The sequence below is a fragment of the Promicromonospora iranensis genome, assembly GCF_028994775.1.
Lineage (GTDB): Bacteria > Actinomycetota > Actinomycetes > Actinomycetales > Cellulomonadaceae > Promicromonospora > Promicromonospora iranensis_A.
Genome location: NZ_JAJQMN010000002.1, coordinates 560273 through 577794 on the forward strand (window position 1 = coordinate 560273; position 17522 = coordinate 577794).

Annotated in this window: 16 protein-coding genes and 1 pseudogene; 8 read left to right on the forward strand and 9 right to left on the reverse strand. The window is 71.9% G+C overall.

Going from position 1 to position 17522, the window contains the following annotated elements; all coding sequences use genetic code 11:
- The first annotated feature begins 9 nt into the window (after positions 1-9).
- Positions 10-609: a YdcF family protein gene (locus LUU90_RS05250; RefSeq protein WP_275002239.1), complete on the forward strand. Its 600-nt coding sequence runs from the start codon at positions 10-12 to the stop codon at positions 607-609.
- Positions 610-685: 76 nt separating this feature from the next.
- On the opposite strand, the gene LUU90_RS05255 is transcribed toward LUU90_RS05250, so the two are convergent.
- Entirely contained in the window at positions 686-1411 is a 726-nt protein-coding gene (locus LUU90_RS05255; protein WP_275002241.1) for a DUF1206 domain-containing protein, read from the reverse strand.
- A 187-nt stretch (positions 1412-1598) separates the two neighbouring features.
- Positions 1599-2693 (reverse strand): RDD family protein, encoded by a 1095-nt coding sequence (locus LUU90_RS05260; protein ID WP_275002242.1) that lies wholly within the window; start codon positions 2691-2693, stop codon positions 1599-1601.
- 77 nt (positions 2694-2770) lie between these two features.
- Here LUU90_RS05260 and LUU90_RS05265 point away from each other — a divergent pair, with 77 nt between their 5' ends.
- Entirely contained in the window at positions 2771-3163 is a 393-nt protein-coding gene (locus tag LUU90_RS05265; RefSeq protein ID WP_275002243.1) for a nuclear transport factor 2 family protein, read from the forward strand.
- 15 nt (positions 3164-3178) lie between these two features.
- Here the strand turns inward: LUU90_RS05265 and LUU90_RS05270 are convergent, their stop codons facing one another.
- From LUU90_RS05270 to LUU90_RS26455, 5 genes and pseudogenes are all read right to left on the reverse strand, one after another.
- Positions 3179-4024, reverse strand: a complete 846-nt coding sequence (locus LUU90_RS05270) for an alpha/beta fold hydrolase (RefSeq protein WP_275002244.1) — start codon at positions 4022-4024, stop codon at positions 3179-3181.
- A 49-nt stretch (positions 4025-4073) separates the two neighbouring features.
- Positions 4074-4682, reverse strand: coding sequence for a DinB family protein (locus tag LUU90_RS05275; protein ID WP_275002245.1), 609 nt, complete (start codon positions 4680-4682; stop codon positions 4074-4076).
- A 104-nt stretch (positions 4683-4786) separates the two neighbouring features.
- Positions 4787-5905: a mannonate dehydratase gene (uxuA, locus tag LUU90_RS05280; RefSeq protein WP_275002307.1), complete on the reverse strand. Its 1119-nt coding sequence runs from the start codon at positions 5903-5905 to the stop codon at positions 4787-4789.
- A gap of 113 nt (positions 5906-6018) precedes the next feature.
- On the reverse strand, positions 6019-7236 hold the full coding sequence (locus LUU90_RS26450; protein WP_425596194.1) for a beta-galactosidase domain 4-containing protein: 1218 nt from the start codon (positions 7234-7236) through the stop codon (positions 6019-6021).
- 60 nt (positions 7237-7296) lie between these two features.
- A pseudogene (locus LUU90_RS26455) lies at positions 7297-9222 on the reverse strand (glycoside hydrolase family 2 TIM barrel-domain containing protein); the annotation flags it as partial.
- Positions 9223-9258: 36 nt separating this feature from the next.
- On the opposite strand from LUU90_RS26455, the gene LUU90_RS05290 reads away from it, so the two are divergent.
- Genes LUU90_RS05290 through LUU90_RS05300 form a run of 3 tightly spaced genes read left to right on the forward strand, consistent with a single transcriptional unit; the run spans position 9259 to position 13153 of the window.
- Positions 9259-10518 carry an aspartate aminotransferase family protein gene (locus LUU90_RS05290; protein ID WP_275002247.1) on the forward strand — a complete coding sequence of 420 codons (1260 nt, stop codon included), beginning with the start codon at positions 9259-9261 and terminating at the stop codon, positions 10516-10518.
- Positions 10518-11780: an ectoine hydrolase gene (gene doeA, locus LUU90_RS05295; RefSeq protein ID WP_275002248.1), complete on the forward strand. Its 1263-nt coding sequence runs from the start codon at positions 10518-10520 to the stop codon at positions 11778-11780. Before LUU90_RS05290 ends, doeA begins: the two co-directional genes overlap by 1 nt.
- Positions 11777-13153, forward strand: a complete 1377-nt coding sequence (locus LUU90_RS05300; protein ID WP_275002250.1) for an NAD-dependent succinate-semialdehyde dehydrogenase — start codon at positions 11777-11779, stop codon at positions 13151-13153. Before doeA ends, LUU90_RS05300 begins: the two co-directional genes overlap by 4 nt.
- Before the next feature lie 22 nt (positions 13154-13175).
- Here LUU90_RS05300 and LUU90_RS05305 read toward each other — a convergent pair whose 3' ends face one another.
- Together LUU90_RS05305 and LUU90_RS05310 are read right to left on the reverse strand one after the other, a co-directional pair.
- Positions 13176-14054 (reverse strand): SDR family oxidoreductase, encoded by an 879-nt coding sequence (locus LUU90_RS05305; RefSeq protein WP_275002252.1) that lies wholly within the window; start codon positions 14052-14054, stop codon positions 13176-13178.
- 64 nt (positions 14055-14118) lie between these two features.
- Entirely contained in the window at positions 14119-15531 is a 1413-nt protein-coding gene (locus tag LUU90_RS05310) for a PLP-dependent aminotransferase family protein (protein WP_275002253.1), read from the reverse strand.
- Between LUU90_RS05310 and LUU90_RS05315 the strand changes: the two genes are divergently transcribed.
- The 3 genes from LUU90_RS05315 to LUU90_RS05325 all read left to right on the forward strand — a co-directional run bounded on the left by LUU90_RS05315 (position 15530) and on the right by LUU90_RS05325 (position 17502).
- A complete protein-coding gene (locus LUU90_RS05315) occupies positions 15530-16450 on the forward strand; it encodes a DMT family transporter (protein ID WP_275002255.1) in 921 nt (306 codons plus the stop codon). The two genes, LUU90_RS05310 and LUU90_RS05315, sit on opposite strands and share 2 nt — an antisense overlap.
- A gap of 72 nt (positions 16451-16522) precedes the next feature.
- The gene (locus tag LUU90_RS05320) at positions 16523-16888 is read left to right on the forward strand and encodes a DUF3817 domain-containing protein (protein WP_275002257.1); all 366 of its coding nucleotides are present in this window, start codon (positions 16523-16525) and stop codon (positions 16886-16888) included.
- 104 nt (positions 16889-16992) lie between these two features.
- Positions 16993-17502, forward strand: a complete 510-nt coding sequence (locus LUU90_RS05325; RefSeq protein WP_275002258.1) for a VOC family protein — start codon at positions 16993-16995, stop codon at positions 17500-17502.
- Positions 17503-17522: the final 20 nt, after the last annotated feature.

Consider the following 17522-nt stretch of genomic DNA (forward strand, 5'->3'; position numbering starts at 1 on the left):
ATCGGGCGGATGCGCCGAGGAACGATTCTCACCATCGCAGGGCTGGCCGCGATCCTGGGCTGGGGCGAGTGGCAGAGCTGGCGATGGTCGCGAGCTCTGGTCGGTGCCTCAGCCGGCCGGTCCGAGGCGATAGTGGTCCTCGGTTTCAAGAACCCTCAGCCCGAGGCCAACCTCGTCAACCGGATGCGCGTTCGTACGGCCCTTCGATCCATCGATCCGGACGCCGACACGCGGCTGGTCTTCAGCGGCGGCGTCACGACGTCGTCCCGCTCCGAAGCCCGCATCCTGGCCGACTACGCGAGGAAGCGTGGCTACCGGGGCCCTTACCTGCTCGAGGAGGAGAGCCGCACGACGTGGGAGAACATCGCCCACGTCCTGCCCATGATCGACGACGTCGACCGGGTCAAGATCGCGTCCCTGCCTGCCCACGCCCTCAAGGCGCGGGTGTACGTCCGCCGACAGCGGCCGGACCTGGCCGCCAGGCTGACCCGCGCGGCTGACCACACGTTCGGCGAGTGGTCAGTCCTCAAGCCCGTCCTCGCCGCATACGGCCTGTGGACGCTCCGGCCCGTGCGGGGCGAGCTCGCGCCGTTCCGGCGGCGTGCCTGAACGAACCGTACGACGCGCAGTTGCTGTCGCGGGGCAGCCGGTTCAGCGGCCCGGTCACGGGCCGGTCAGCTGCCGGTCAGAGCCGCGCGAACCGGGCGCGCGCGAAGGAGTACAGGCCGAACGCGGCGATTCCCAGCCCGGTCACCAGGAGCAGGACGGTGCCGAACGGCTGGTCCCGGATCGTGTGCAGGGCCTCGTCGAGCCCACCCGCCTGTGACGCGTCCGCACTCACCGCGGCGGCCACGAGGAGTCCGCCGACGACCCCGAGCGCAATGCCCTTGGCGACGTATCCGGCCTGCCCGAGCCGCACCACCACCGGTCCGACGGCGCCCCCACCGGTCCCGGTGAGGTCGCGCATGAACCTCTTCCGTACCCCCTTGACCACGTGGTAGACCCCGACGGCGATGATCACGGCGCCTGCGGCACCGACGAGCCAGCGGCCGCCCGGAACGGTGAAGACACCGGCCGTCATGCCCTCCTCGCTGCTGCCACCACCAGCGGTGCCCTGCGCGTACCGGACGCCGCTGACCGCCAGCACGCCGTACAGCACGGCCTTCGCCACGCTCTTGGCCCGCGCGCCGGCCTGGTGCTCCGCGTTCGGCACACCCAGGAAGGCCGTCGCGAGCTGCCACAGCGCGAGCGCGGCAAATCCCACCGCGACTGCCCAGAGCAGCACATCGCCGCCAGGCATCTGTGCGATCGCCCGAAAGGCTCCGGACTCGTCCGCCTGGCCGGCGGGCTGGCCCAGCGCAAGCTGGATCGCCAGCCAAGCGACCAGGAGGTGCAGAACGCCAGAGGCCACGTAACCGCCTCGAGCCAGGACCCGCACGGGTCCACTGTTCTGTGCGCGGCGGGCCGCGGCATCAGCAGACGAGTTCTTGGACACGCTTGCACCTCCGTCAGGCCACGCCGAGTGCGGGGCAGTACACACTGGCGCATTTCAGAGTAATCCGCACGCGGCACGCGCCGGTAGGTACCTCCTCGCCGGCTCAGCCGGCGGCCGAACCGCCACACTCCGCGACGACCTCGCCGTCGGCGATCAGCCGCACGTCGACGAGGAGGTCGGTACCGAGGGCCGCCATGGCCTCCGGGTCGGCTATCTCGACGTCCGCGACGTGGACGTCGCCGTCCGGCGAGACGGTGCGCGTGTGCGTGAAACCGCCGTCGGCGGACCGGTCGTCGCCCTGCCCGGTACCGATGTCCCAGGACCGGGAGACCGGCGCTGCCTCGTGCGCGGACGGCGACCGGACGGAGACGTTGATGCGGTAGTCGACCTCCCGTGCCGACGGCTCGCTCGTCCAGGAGATCACCGCGGTCACGCTCGCTGTCCGGGCCTCGTGGACTGTCCACAGCCGACGGTCCTGTTCCGTGGACACGGAGCCACCGAGCGCGATGTCCCCGGAGGTCAGCGCCGGCCCGACCCCATCGACGCCGCACCCGCCGAGGCCGGTCATGGGCTCCGAACGACTGCTGCTGATCGGCACGCACCCGTAGGCGAGCCCCAGGACCACCGCGACCAGCGCCGCGGAGTTCACCGCGATCCTCGGTCGGCGAGAGAGGTCGGGCAGGTCCTGCACCACCACGGTGTGCGCGATCGTGTCCGCGAACGTCTGCCGCTTCGCGTGCCACAACGGCCGCAGGTAACCGATGAGCAGTACGGCGTCGAGCAGGTGCAGCGCCCAGCGCACCAGCGTCGTCCACCAGCCGGCCGGTCCGGAGGACCGCTCGCGGACGACCCGGATGCCGACCACCAGCTTGCCGGGGGTCCAGCCGGTCAGCGCCTGCAGGACCAGCAGGACCACGAGGGCGCCGATCGGCACGAGGATCAGCGGGTTGTTCGGCCAGGCCGCGTCGCCGACGGAGCCATAGCCGGGCGTGAGGGTGGGATGGGGGGACCCCGCACCGAGCGTCAGCCAGGTCACTCCCGCCAGGATCGCGTTGTCGAGGATCGCCGCGACCACCCGCTGCTGCCATCTGGCGTAGGGCGGGAGGACGGCACCGGCCAGCAGGACAGCCCCGTCCGGCGCGAGCGCGACGCCGGACACGGTGCCCCCGCCGAGCCGGGACGGGTCGCTGCTGGACATGGACGAAGCATGGCAGCACACGCGGCGCCGGCCCAGGAAAGAGGCTCGTGGGTGAGGACGTCTGGCATCCTGCGCAGATGACGGCACAAGAGATGATGGAACGGCTCGCAGAGGTCATCGACGGGCATCGGTGGGACGACCTCCCGGCGCTGCTCCATCCCGAGTTCTCGTGCCGCTACGTGCACACCGGCGAGACCTTCGACCGGGATTCCTGGGTGCGGATCAACGCGGACTATCCCGGGTTCCAGGACTTCCGGCTGCTCGACTGCGTCGCCGACCGTGAGCGCGCCGCCGGCCGAGCCCATGTCACGGGCCTTGCCGACGGCGAGCTGCAGCACTTCGAGGTGGCGACGTTCCTCACCCTGCGCGACGGCCTCGTCGTCGACATGACCGAGGTGTGGACGGACGTCGACCTCACACCGCCCGCTGGTACCAGGCCGCAACAAACCCCGGGCGCCACGGACTCCTGAGGCCTGGGCGGCCCGCTAACCGGCGAGGCCGGCCAGCAGCTCGGCCGCCGGACGCGGCCGCACCAGCCAGAGCAGGTGGCTGGACTCGAGGGTGTGCACGTCGTACGGGTTGTCCGGCGTGAGCGCGTCACCCTCCCGGATCAGCCGGTCCTGCATCGCGAGCGGGATGCTGGTGTCCGCACTGAGCCGCACGTAGGTCTTGGGGATCGTGCCCCAGGTCGCTGCCTGGGCCCGGTCGGCCGACGTACCCACGTCCAGGTTCTCGTCGGGCTGGAAGGTGTTGAGGAAGGTGCGGAACTCGTCGTCCGTGCCTTCCGCGAGGAACGCCTCCTTGAGGCCCGCGAGCACGGCTGGGTCGGCGGTGCGGAAGTTGCATCGCAGCAGGCCGACGGCGGCCGGGTCGGCCGCCAGCGCGCCCGCGAGCGCTCCGGCGTCCACCGACGCCATCTCGGGTTCCGCGTAGTAGTCACCCACGTCGAGGTCCACCGGGGCCCACGCGGAGACGTACACGATCCGGTCGATCAGGTCGGGGCGGGCGTTGCCGACGGCGGTCACCGTGGCGCCGCCCCGGCTGTGCGCCACGAGGATCACCGGCCCGTGCTCCTTCGCCCGCTCGAGGACCTCGATGACACGCGCGACGTTGTCCGCGAGCATGACGCCCTTGATGCCGCCGGGCTCCGTCGCGAGGGCCGCGGCGTCCTGCGGGGCCTGGTACGCGGCGGGGTAGGTCGCCTCGAAGCCGTGGCCCGGCAGGTCGACGGCGGCGGAGCGGTGGCCGAGCAGGGCGAGCTCCGCCTGGAGCGGCGCGAACGAGAACGAGTTGGCGAAGGCGCCGTGGATCAGCACGAAGGTGGGAGACACGGCGTCAGATGTTACTGCCCTCGCGCACGTGTCGGCGGCAGCCGGGCCATCACTGGCCCACGCGGCCGTCGATCCGCTCGCGCAAGAGGTCGGCGTGCCCGCAGTGCCTGGCATACTCCGCGATCTGCCCCACGAGGGCATCGCGAAGCTGCAGGTCGGCGCCGTCCGGGCCGAAGTCCGACGCACCGGCGTTCCGCATGCCGAGGTCGGGGACGCCGTCGAGGAACCGGTCGGTGGCCGCTACCGCGGCACGCCACTGCTGCCAGGCGTCGTCGACGACGGCCGGGTCGGCCACTGCACCGTTCCAGGCGCCGTCCCGGTCCGTCTCGGTGCGGTACAGATAGGGGGCGTCCTCACCGCCCATCACGCGGCACAGGTGCCGCTCCTCGTCGGCCAGGTGCCGCACCAGCCCGAGCAGAGACATCGTGGACGGCGGGGCCGACCGCCTGGCGAGCTGCTCCGCATCGAGATCGGCGCACTTCAGCTCCAGGGTGAGCCGGTAGTAGCGGAGATAGCCCAGCAGGATGTCGCGCTCGTCGTCTGCTGGGTCGTCGGTCTCTCGCGGATCGTCGTCCGGGTCGATCCACATGTCGGGATAGACCGTCGACCGCGTCCAGCGAGGGGTCTCGGCCTCTTCGCCGCGTCCTCTGGGCTCCATGTCAACATCGTGGACCCGTCCCGCGCAGCCCGCCACGTTATTCGGGAGCGCGCCGGACCCCCGTTCCTGCGAGGTTGCCGGCCCTGTCGGGCCGGCAACCCGGCTCAGCCCTGCTGGTAGCGGAACGCGTCCCATGCGCCGAGGAGGTACTGGATGCCGAGGGCCCGGTCGTAGAGCCCGTATCCGGGACGCGGCTTGTTCGTGGTGTTCTCGTCCCACAGGTGGCGGCCGTGATCGGGCCGGATGTAGCCCTGGTAGCCGGCCTCGGCGTACGCCTTCATGATCCCGGTCGTGTCCACGCTGCCCTCGGCGGCACGGTGGGCCACCTCGGTGAAGTCGCCGTTGTCGAAGTGCTTGATGTTGCGCACGTGCGAGAAGTGGATGCGGTCCATGAAGGTCCGTACGGCGTCGACCGCGTCGTGCTCCGGGTTGGCGGAAAAGCTCCCCAGGCACAGGGTCAGGCCGTGGTACGGGCTCGGGTGCAGGTCGAGCACCCGCGCGATGCGCTCCTTGCTGGAGACCACGCGCGGCCAGCCGAAGACGTCGAACGGCGGGTCGTCGGGGTGCACGCCCAGCTTGACGTCGTACTCCTCGCAGGTGGGGATGACCGCTTCGAGGAAGTACTTGTAGTTCGCGTACATGTCGTCGTGGGTGACGCCCACGTAGGCCGCGTTGAGCTCATGGAAGCTGGCCAGCCGCTCGGGCTCCCACCCCGGCAGGGTGAGCCCGTGCGTGTTCGCCTCCATGTCGGCGATGAGGCTCTCGGGCGACATCTTGTCGACCACGGCCTTCTCGTAGTACAGCGCGGTCGAGCCGTCGGGCAGCGGGTGCCACAGGTCGGTGCGCAGCCAGTCGAAGACCGGCATGAAGTTGTAGCAGACGACCTTCACGCCGGCGCGACCGAGCCGCTCGATCGTCGTGATGTAGTTCGCGATGGCCTCGTCCCGGCTCATCCCGAGGACGGTCCGCCCGAGCTTGATCGACTCGTGGACGTTGACCGACTCGACCACCTCGGCGTCGAACGTCCGCGTCACGCCCTGGGCGCGTGCCGCGTCCGACAGGCCGGTGATACGCGCGACCTCGGCGTCGATCTCGGTCTGTTCCCAGACCTCACCGGCCTGCTTGTGGTGCAGGCTCCACACGATGGTCTCCACGCCAGGGATCTGGCGCACGTGATCCAGGGTCACGGTGTCGTTGCCCTCGCCGTACCAGCGGAAGCCCATCTTCACGGCGTACTCCTCGTCGTCGTCCTCGGGTGCCGGCCTTGTCCGACCGGCCTTGTATAGCCGTTCTTGTATACATCATGCCCGCCCCGTCGTGCGGGGCGGGCACGTGTTCACAGGGTGGTGAAGCGCAGACGCATCCGGACGGGCGCGGCGTGGAGCTGTGCGTTCGGCAGGACGCCCGGCCCGCAGGCGGCGCTCCCGACGCCGTGCTGGGCCGCATCGAGGTGCAGCCACAGCCTGCCGTCGGGCACGAGCTCGTGCGGGTGGGCCGCACGGTCCAGCGCCTCGTCCGACCACGGGCGGAGCGACAGCTCGATCCCGAGCTGCGACCGGGCGCCGATGGTCACGTCCGTGGCGTCGATCCGCAGACCGGTGCCGTCCGTGAAGGACAGGACGGCGCTCGTGACGCCCCGGCGCGCACCGTTCTCCTGCGGGTGGGTGTACCGGGTCTGCCAGTCGGCGACGGTGTGCTGCCAGGAGCCGCCGAGCGCCGCCTGCCTGGAGTCCGCGTACGACTCGTCGGGCCCGAGGCCCGTCCAGCGCACGCCGGTCTCTGCGGCCGCCGGCTCGTCGAGCGCGAGCAGCACCCCGAGGCGGGCCACGCTCTCGGGCCAGCGGCCCTCGGGCCGGATGTCGACGAGCAGGTCCACGGCGTCCGACGCGTCGGTGACGGGCTGCCACCGGTAGTGGGCGGCGAACCCGGCGCGGGTCGCCGGGCCGGCGATCCGGGCGTCCACCTGGAGCGCCCCGTCGGCGGTGACGGCGACGCCGTCCTTGCGCTCGGCGAGCAGGTTCAGGCTCGCGCTGCTCCACTTCTCCTCGTCCGCCGAACCCTGCCACCTCGCCGGACGGCGGTCGTTGTCGGTCGGCGCCCGCCAGGCGTCGACACGGAAGCCGTGCACCGTCCGCCCGGCGAGGGTACGGAGGTCACCCCGGCGGTCGAACCGCGCGGGGCCCGCTCGGAACCCGCCGTCAGCCTCCGTGGACACCCGGCCGGTGGGAGCCGCGAGCGCCGCGGGCTCGACGAGGAGGAGCTGGCCCGCGCCGAGCTGGAAGCCGGGCTCGAGCCACGCCTCCTCGAGTGCCTCCGCCTTCTGCTGGACGGCGCGCAGGGTCCACCAGACGGGGGCGTCGCCCGGTTCCGGCAGCACCAGGTCGGACGGCGGGCGCACCACCGTCTCGGTCCCCGCCTCCAGCACCAGGTCGAGGACGCCCGTGGCGAGCTCCTCCGCACCGCGGTGCAGTGTCCAGCACAGCTCGGCATGATTGGTGTCGCGGAAGGCGTAGCGGTTGCGGACGAGCAGCGTGCCGTCGGGCTGGGCGTCGATGCGGACCGGAGCGAACACGGCCGCCGTCTCGAGCAGCCCGGGTGACGGCGTGCGGTCGGGCAGGAGCAGGCCGTCGGCGATGAAGGTCCCGTCGTGGAACCGCTCGCCGAAGTCGCCGCCGTACGCCGAGAACAGGTTCCCGTCGGCATCGGCGCGGGTCAGTCCGTGGTCGATCCACTCCCAGATGAACCCGCCGAGCAGGCGCGGGTACCGGTCGAAGGCGGCGTCGTAGTCGGCGAGGCCGCCCGGGCCGTTGCCCATGGCGTGCGCGTACTCGCACAGCATGAACGGCATGGCCCGGCGGCGGGCGTCGGCGTCGGCGCGCTCCAGCGGCGGTTCGATGCCCTGTCCGATCAGCTCGACCTCCTCGCTGCCGGCGTACATCCGGGAGTACACGTCCACGTGGTCGCTCGAGAAGTCGCCCTCGTAGTGGATGGGTCGGCTCGGGTCGAGGGCCCGGACGGCGTCGACCATCGCCGGGATGTTGCACCCGCCGCCTGCCTCGTTGCCCAGCGACCACATGATGATGCTCGCGTGGTGCGCGTCGCGGCGCACCGTCCTGGTCACGCGGTCGACCAGCACCTCGGTCCAGGCCGGGTCGTCCACGGGGTTGCCCACCCAGCCGCCGGGCTGGAACCCGTGCGTCTCCAGGTCGTTCTCGTCGATCACGTAGAGGCCGTACCGGTCGCACAGGTCGAGGAAGTGCGGGTGCGGCGGGTAGTGGCTCGTGCGGACGGCGTTGATGTGGTGCCGCTTCATGAGCAGCACGTCCTCGAGCATCCGCTCGGGTGTCACGGCACGGCCGCGCAGGGGGTCGAACTCGTGCCGGTTGACGCCGCGGAGCTTGACCGGCCGGCCGTTGACGAGGAACACCCCGTCCTCGATGGAGACGGTGCGGAAGCCGACGGACAGGGTCACCGTCTCGGTGTCCGTCGAGACGACGACGTCGTAGAGCCGCGGCCGCTCGGCGCTCCACGGCTCGACGGGAGCCCGCAGCTCCTCGCCGGCCGCGGCCTCGAGACCGAGCTCGGGCACGGTCACCCGCGCCGGCACGGCGTCGGCGGCCGCCACCACGGTCGCGGTGTCCACCCGCAGCGTGCCGACGCCGGTCGTGTGGTCGTAGCCGGCGTGCACGCGGACGTCGTCGAGCGCGCCGTCCGGCCGGTGTTCCAGCGTGACGCTGCGGAAGATCCCGGAGAGCCACCACTGGTCCTGGTCCTCGACGTAGGACATGGCCGACCACTTGGTGACCCGCACGGCGAGGAGGTGCTCGCCGTGCGTCAGCCGGCCGGTGAGATCGACCTCGGTGGGCAGGCGCGAACCGTGCGACGTGGCGAGCGGCTCGCCGTCGAGCGCCACCTGGAACCAGGAGTCGACCCCCTCGAAGCGCAGCAGGGTACGGCCGCCCTCCGGCCAGTCGGCGGGCAGCCGGAAGGTCGTGCGGTACTCGCCCGTCGGGTTGTCGTCGGGTACGTGCGGCGGGTCGACCGGGAACGGGTAGAGCACGTTGTTGTACTCGGGCACGCCGTAGGGCCAGGCGTGCGGGGCCTCGGCGAGCTGCCAGTGGCCGGGCACCGTCAGCCGGTCCCAGTCGTCGCCACGTTCGGCGCGGTCCACCCCGGTGTCGGGATGCGGGAACAGCCGGAACCGCCACTCCCCGTCGAGCGACAGCGTGGCTGCGTCGGACGCGCCGGCCGGAGGGCGGAATCGCGGGGCGACGACACCGTCCGGCGGGGTGACGGACTCGTGGGTGGTGGTCATGACTCCTCCAGGCGGCGGCGGACGGGGAAGCGGACAAGCAAGGCGCCGGTCGTGACGGTACTGACCGGACGCACGCAAAACCAGCGCGAGAACAAGGGGTTGCCCCTCGTCCGGCAAGGGTTCAGTCTGGACGTGTTGGCTTCCTGCTTCGAGGTGACGGCATCTCGAACGCGGGAAGTTTCGCATTTTCACCACCCGGCAGCGTGCCGGCCACGAGGAGACCATCACGACGATCTGAACGACCTGAAAGAGGTGCCGGCCATGGACATGTCACCGTTCGAGCAGTCCGAATCCAGCGTCCGCGGCTACTGCCGTGCGTATCCCACCGTCTTCGCCTCCGCCTCCAACGCCCGGCAGACCGCCGAGGACGGCACGTCCTACATCGACTTCTTCGCCGGGGCCGGCGTGCTGAACTTCGGTCACAACAACCCGCGGATGAAGGAAGCGATGATCGCCTTCCTCCAGGCCGACGGCGTGGCCCACAGCCTGGACACCTACACGACCACCAAGCGCGACTTCATCGAGAAGTTCCGGGACGTGATCCTCCGGCCGCGGGGCATGGACTACCGCATGCAGTTCATGGGACCGACCGGCACCAACGCGGTCGAGGCGGCGCTCAAGCTGGCCAGGCTGTCCACCGGGCGGCGCGAGATCGTGGCGTTCAGCCACGGGTTCCACGGCATGACGCTCGGCTCCCTGGCCGCCACCGCGAACGAGGCGTTCCGGCAGTGGGCCGGCGTGCCGCTCACCGATGTCGTGCGCCTGCCGTTCGAGACCGCCCCCGGCGGCGACACCGCGGTCGCCGAGTACCGGGCCGCGCTGCTCGACCCGTCGAGCGGGCTGACGCCGCCCGCCGCGTTCCTGGTCGAGGCGCTGCAGGCCGAGGGGGGTGTCAACATCGCCACGGCCGGCTGGCTGCACCAGATCCAGGACCTGGCCAGCGAGGTCGGAGCGCTGTTCATCATCGACGACATCCAGGCCGGCTGCGGCCGCACCGGCGACTACTTCTCGTTCGACGGCATGGGCCTCGAGCCCGACATCATCAACCTGGCCAAGGGCCTCGGCGGCTTCGGTACCCCGATAGCGATGAACCTGAACAAGCCGTCGGTCGACGACCACTGGTCGCCCGGCGCGCACACCGGTACCTTCCGCGGCCAGGGCCTGTCGTTCGTCGCCGGCACGGTCGCCCTCGACTACTTCACCGACGACGTGCTGATGGGCGAGGTGCGGGCCAAGGGTGCCGTGCTGCGCGACCGGCTGGAGCAGATCGCCTCCGCCCACCCCGACCAGGGCTGGTCCGTCCGGGGAAGGGGCATGATGCAGGCGCTGGACACCGGGGACGGTGCCTTCGCCAAGCGGGTTCAGCAGGCGGCCTTCGAGGCGGGCCTGCTGATCGGTCCCTGCGGCACGGGTGGGCAGGTGATCAAGCTGATCCCGCCGCTGACCATTCCTGACGACGACCTGACCCAGGGTCTGGACATCCTCGACAAGGCAGTGGCGACGGCGCTGGGGGTGGCGTGATGCGGGCCCGGGACGACATGACCTTCCCTCCGGAGGAGTACCAGCGCAGGCTGCACGACCTGCGCGAGCGGATGGCGGCCCGGCGGCTGGACGCCGTGGTCATCACCGACCCGGAGAACCTGATGTACCTGACGGACTACCAGACCACCGGGTACTCGTTCTTCCAGGCGCTGGTCGTCCCGCTCGACGGCGACCCCCTGATGATCACCCGGGCCATGGAGGAGTCGAACGTCGTCGAGCGCACCTGGGTCGAGCACACGCGGCCGTATCCCGACACCGGTGACGCCATCCAGGAGCTCGTGCTGGCGCTGAACCAGTCCGGGCTCGGCAACAAGCGGGTGGGCTACGAGCGCAACAGCTACTTCTTCCCCGCCTACCAGCAGGACCGCATCCACACGTCGTTCCAGCACGGTGTGCTGCTGGACTGCTTCGGCATCGTCGAGGCCGGGCGGCTCCGTAAGTCGGACGTCGAGATCGACGTGATGCGCAGGGCCGCCCGCGCCACCGAGGCAGGGATGTCCGCGGGGCTCGCGGCCGCCGTCCCCGGCGCCACCGAGAACGACGTCGCCGCCGCCATCTCGTCGGCCATGTTCCGGGCCGGCGGCGAGTTCCCGTCAGTGATGCCGTACGTGGCGTCGGGGCCGCGGTCGATGATCGGGCACGCCACGTGGGAGGGGCGCGTCATCCAGCCGAACGACCACGTGCTCCTCGAGATCGGCGGCTGCTACCGCCGCTATCACACGGCGATGATGCGCACGGCGGTCACCGGCGAGCTGTCGGAGTCGATGTACCGGGCGCAGGAGCGGATGAAGGCGGCGCTGGCGGAGCTGAAGAGCCTGATGGGCCCCGGCATGACGGTGTCCGACGCCGACTCGATCGTCCGGCGCATCATCTCGGACAACGACGTCGGCGCACGGCTGGTCACCCGGTCCGGGTACTCGATAGGCATCGCCTTCCCGCCGTCGTGGGACGAGGGCTACATCCTGTCGCTGAACCCCGGCGACTTCTCCGTGCTCGAACCGGGCATGACCTTCCACGTGATCCCGTGGATGTGGGGCGTCGACGGCGACAAGACCGTCGGCATCTCCGACACGATCCGCGTCACCGACGACGGGTGCGAGTCGTTCTTCAGCCTGGACGAGGACTTCGTCGTGCACACCGCCGACGCCGCGACCCTGACGCCGGTGGCCGACCTCCAGCTCGACGCCGCCGGAGAACCGACCGCCGCCCAGGCCGCCGCCGCAGCGACAGGAGAACCATGAGCTTCCTCACCGCAACCGACCCCACCACCGGCGCCGTCGTGCGCCGCGTCCCCGCCGCCACACCGGAGGAGATCACCGCCACCATCGACCGGGCCCAGGCCGCCTTCGAGAGCTGGCGCACCACGTCGTTCGACGAGCGTGCCGAGGTCCTCCGGGCGGTGGCCGCGCACATGCGGGAGAACGTGGACCGGCTCGGCATGGTCATGACCGAGGAGATGGGCAAGCCCATGGCCGAGTCGCGGGGCGAGGTCAACAAGGCGGCCTGGGCGGCGGAGCACTACGCCGAGCACGCCGCCGCGTACCTGGCCGACGACGTCATCGCCTCGGACGCCATGTCGAGCTATGTGCAGTACCTGCCGCTCGGGCCGATCCTCGGTGTGCTGCCGTGGAACGCCCCCTTCTGGCTTGCGTTCCGGTTCTGTGCGCCCGCCCTCATGGCGGGGAACACCTGCGTCATGAAGCACGACCCGCACGTTCCCGGCTGCGCCGAGGCGATCGCCGGCGTCTTCGACGCCGTCGGGGCCCCGTCCGGCATCTTCCAGGCCGTACAGGCCGCGAACCGCGACGTCGAGCAGGCGATCCGCGACCCGCGGATCCAGGCGGTGTCGTTCACCGGCTCGGAGCGCGGCGGGGCGGCCGTCGCCTCCATAGCGGCGAGCGAGATCAAGCCCACCGTGCTGGAGCTCGGCGGATCGGACCCCTGCATCGTCCTGGCCGACGCCGACCTGACCCAGGCCGCGGACGTCATCGCGCTGTCCCGCATCATCAACGCCGGCCAGTCGTGCATCGCCGCCAAGCGGATCATCGTCGAGCGGCCGGTGCACGACGAGCTCGTCGAGCTGCTCACCGAGCGGCTGGGCGCCCTGGTCGTCGGAGACCCACGGGACGAGGGCACGCAGGTCGGGCCGATCGCCCGGTCGGACCTGCGCGACAACCTCCACCGCCAGGTCACCGAGAGCATCGCCGCGGGAGCCACGTGCGTGCTCGGCGGTGAGCTGCCCGACGGCGACGGCTGGTTCTACCCCGTGACCCTGCTGACCGGCGTCGCCCCGGACATGCCCGCGTGCCGGGAAGAGACGTTCGGCCCGGTCGCGGCGGTCATGGTGGCCGACGACGCGGAGAGCGCGCTCGCACTCGCCAACAACACGTCCTACGGTCTGGCCGCGAGCCTCTGGACCACCACGGAGCGGGGAGAGGCGATGGCCCGCGACCTCTTCGCCGGGCAGGTGGCGGTGAACGGGATCGTGAAGTCCGACCCCCGGCTCCCCAGCGGAGGGATCAAGCGCTCCGGCTACGGGCGCGAGCTGGGGCCGCACGGCATCCGCGAGTTCGTGAACGCCCAGCAGGTATGGGTGGGACCCAAGCAGGAGTGACGGTGCCCGAGCAGGGGGCCGGTCACTGCAGGCTGAAGCCGCCGTCCGTGGTGATGACCTGGCCGACCACCCAGGAGCCGGCCGGCCCGGCGAGCCAGCCGATGAGGCGCGCGGGATCCGTCGGCTCGCCCCAGCGGCCGAACGGGGTGGCGGCCTTCCACGCCTCGAGCTCCTCGAGCGGCCGGTCCGTCGAGCCCGGGTCGAGGTACCCCGTGTTGACCGGCCCGGGGTTGACCGTGTTGAGGACGATCCCGAGGTCGAGCAGCTCCGCCGCGACCGTCGCCGTCACCCCCGCCAGCGCGGCCTTGGACGCCGCGTACGCGACCTCGCCCCGCATGGGCCCCTGCTGCTGCCCCGACGTCATCCAGAACACCTTCGGAGCCGTGACCGGGTCGGACGGCGCCGTCCGCGCCTGCCGCTCCCCCGGACTGGCCGCCGCCTCCGGCGCCGCGTCCAGGAACTGCAGCGCGAACCGGCGGGTGAGCAGGATCGTGGAACGCGTGTTGGTCTCCCAGAACCCGTCGAGGGCCGCCGGCGACATGTCGAGGATCGACCCGTCCCCGCCGCTCCGGGCGTGGTTGCACACGAGCAGGTCGACGGAGCCGGTGAGGGCGCTCGCGGCGTCGAACAGCGAGTCGACCTGTGCCGGGTCCCTGAGGTCCGCACCCGCGGAGCCGGCCACGGCGTCACCCCGGAGGGCCTCCCGCACCCCGGCGTGCACGGCGTCGAGATCGTCGGCACCCCACGGCGTCGCGGCGTCGTGCGGGGCGTAGTGCTGCGTGAAGACGCTCGCACCGAGGGCGGCGAGCTGGCGGGCCACCGCGTAGCCGATGCCCTTGCGCCGCGACACCCCGGTCACGAGCGCGGTCCGGCCGGTGAGGTGCTGGTCGCTGATCGACATGTGTCCAACGTATCGAGGCGAGAAGTCGGCGATCCAGCTGATTCGGGCGGTCGAGCGTCTCGCGTCAGCCCGCCTGCCGCGCCAGCACCTCCCCGAGCACCCGCGCGCCCTCCGGGAACGCGCCGGGGTTCGGCCCGGAGTAGTTGAGGCGCAGGAACGGGCCGGTCGGCTCGGCGGGAAACCACTCGTCACCCGCGGCCACGACGACGTGGGCCGCATCGCAGTCCCGGACCAGGCGTGCGACGTCGGTGGTGTCGGGGAGCCGCACCCAGAGATTAAGACCGCCCTGCGGCACCGTGTCGACGCGGGCGGCCGGTGCGTGCTCCCGGAGCGCGCCGAGCAGCAGGTCGCGCCGGGCGGCGAGCTGCTGGCGCAGGCCACGCAGGTGCGTGCGCCAGGCCGGCTGGGTCACGACGTCGAGGGCTACCGCCTGGAGCATGCCGCTCACGTACAGCGACTCGGCCTGCGCGTCCGCGAGGATGCGGTCACGGGCCGGGCCGCGGGCGACCAGCCCGGCGACACGCACCGCCGGGGAGACGCTCTTCGCCAGCGAGCGCAGGTAGACCACGTGCCCACCGTCGTCACGGGCCGCGAGTGGCACCACGTCCTGGGCGATCCCGAAGTCGTGGGCCCAGTCGTCCTCGATCACGAAGGCGCCGTGCTCGCGGGCCAGCCGGAGCACCTCGTCGGCCAGGTCCGGCGACCAGCGGGCGCCGGTCGGGTTGGCGAAGCTCGGCTGCGCGTAGAGGGCGCGCGCCCCGGTGCGGTCGAAGGCGCGTGCGAGCTCGTCGGGGTCCGGTCCCCGCGGGCCGCTCGGCACCGGCACCAGCTGCACGCCCACCTGCTCCGCGGCGAGGATCGCACCCCAGTAGGTGGGTGACTCGACGAGCAGGGGCCGCCCTGCGCCCACCAGGGCGCGGAAGACGGTGCTGAGGCTGGACTGGCTGCCGGGGAAGACGACGACGTCGCTGGGGGCCGGCGGCGTCACCCCGGTAGGTGCCGCGCCGCCGAGCTCCGCTGCGAACCACGCCTGCAGGTCGGGCAGCCCTGCGGTGGGTGGCCTGGTGACGGCGGCGTCGCTGCGCGCGGCCCGGGTGAACGCGGAGCGGACCAGGCGTTCGGGCAGCAGCTCGCGGTCCGGGTAGCCCGAGTGCAGCGCTATCACGTCGTTCGGCGCGGTGTGCAGGGCCCGGGACAGCTGCTGGCCTGGCCGGGTGCGAGGGCCGAGGGCCGCCGTCTGCCAGCCGAAGTCGTGGGCGTGCGGCACGCGCACCGCCCGGACGAAGGTGCCGACGCCGGGCCGGGTCTCCACGACACCCTGCGACGCGAGGGTGCGCAGCGCCTTCTGCACCGTGACCGGGCTCGCCCCGTACTGCGCCACGAGCGCACGGCTGGACGGCAGGCGGGCTCCCGGGGGCGCGGTCGTCAGCCACTCGTGCAGGCCGGCGACGATGCGCGCACTGCTATCGTCATACATGACAAGCAACAGTAGCGCTACCCTCCCGGCGGCACCGCCGCTATCGTCCGCCCGAGCCGGCCTCTGGTGGGGCCTTCTCGGGGTCGCGGCCTTCTCGTTCACCGTCCCCTTCACGCGCATGGTGGTCGACGACGGCGGCATGTCACCGCTGTTCGTCTCCTGCGGCCGCGCGGTCGTCGCGGCGGCGCTCGCGGCAGTCGCCCTGGCGGTCACCCGGCAGCGCCGGCCCCGTGGCGCGCAGTGGGCGCGGCTCGCGATCGTCGCGGGTGGCGTGGTCGTCGGCTTCCCGGTGCTCACCTCGTTCGCGCTCACGACGGCGTCGGCGAGCCACAGCGCCGTCGTCATCGCGGTGCTCCCCGCCGTGACGGCGGTGCTGGCCGTGCTGCGCGGGCGTGAGCGGACCCGGGTGTCGTTCTGGGTGACGGCAGCGCTGGGAGCGGTGGCGGCGGTCGGCTTCGCCGCCGTGCAGGGCGGCGGGACGGGCGGGCTGCACGCTGCGGACCTGCTGCTGATCGGTGCTGTCGTCGCGTGCGCCGTCGGCTACGCGGAGGGCGGGCTGCTCGCCCGCGAGCTGGGGGCGTGGCAGACCATCTCGTGGGCGCTCGTGCTCGCCGGCGTCCCGATGATGCTGCTCACAGGCGTCTCGCTGGCGCAGAGCCCGCCGACGGGCTCCCCGCTCGACTGGGCGCTGTTCGCCTACCTCGGGGTGGTGAGCATGTTCCTCGGCTTCTTCGCCTGGTACCGCGGCCTCGCGATCGGCCCGATGGCACAGGTCAGCCAGGTCCAGCTGGTCCAGCCGGTGCTCAGCATCTGCTGGGCCGCACTGCTGCTGCACGAACAGCTCACCTGGCCGACGGTGCTCGGCGGGCTGGCGGTGATCGCCTGCGCGGGCGCGGCCGTCCGGTCCCGGCTGCGGTAGCCGGGCGGCGCGGAGCAGCGTCCGGCGTCAGGCAGACTGGGGGCGACCCGCCCCGCCTCCGGAAGGTTCCGCATGCCCGCGATGTCTCGCCTCGGCCGCCTGTTCGCCATCGTCGCCTGGATCGAGGCGTTCACCTGGGCCGGACTACTGGTCGGGATGTTCCTCAAGTACGTCACGGAGACCACCGAGGCGGGGGTGTGGCTGTTCGGTCGGCTCCACGGCGGCGCGTTCGTGCTGTTCGTGGTGGTGACGCTGATCGTGGCGGTCAGGCTGCGCTGGGGCTGGTTCCGGACGCTCGTGGCGCTCGCCGCCGCGGTCCCGCCGCTGACCACGCTGCTCGCCGAGTGGTGGCTCAAGCGGTCCGGCCACCTCGCTGACCCGGCCGACCGCGAGGCTGCCGCCGGGAGGACGGCGGACCTGCAGCCGACGCACCGGTAACCGGTCAGCGCCGGCACACCGCCTCGGCCACCTCAGGCCGGTAGCAGGCCGGAGCTCTCGTCCGGACTTGAACCTCACGCCACGTGAGGGGCCACGCTGGCGCCATGACCGATATATTTCCTGCCTTCGACATGGGCCCCGTCCCCCTTCCCGGACCGGACGCCGAGCCCCCCGAGCTGTTTCGCGGCATCTACGGCATGCCGATGTTCGTGAACGTGCCCACGGGGGACATGGCCGCCTCCGTCGAGTTCTGGACGCGTGGCCTCGGCTTCTTCGAGTTCTTCGCTGCCCCGGGCCGCGTCACCCACCTGCGGCGCTGGGCGTTCCAGGACGTCCTGCTGGTCCCGACGGAGGCCGCGGACAGCCCGGCTCCGGCGAGCGTGAGCTTCTCGTGCGTGCTGAGCCAGGTGGAACAGATCGCCGCTGCCTGCGAGGAGCTGCTGCCCGGCAGCACCACCGGACCACGCCGGACGCCCTGGAACACCGTCGACGTCGAGGTGGTCACACCGGAGAACATGCGGGTGGTCATGACGGCTGCCCGTCCCTTCGACCCGGCCAGCGCCGAGGCCCAGTCCCTGCGCGAGGACCTGGGCATCGAGGGTCCCTCCGCGTGAGGTCGCCCCGGTGACCGGGC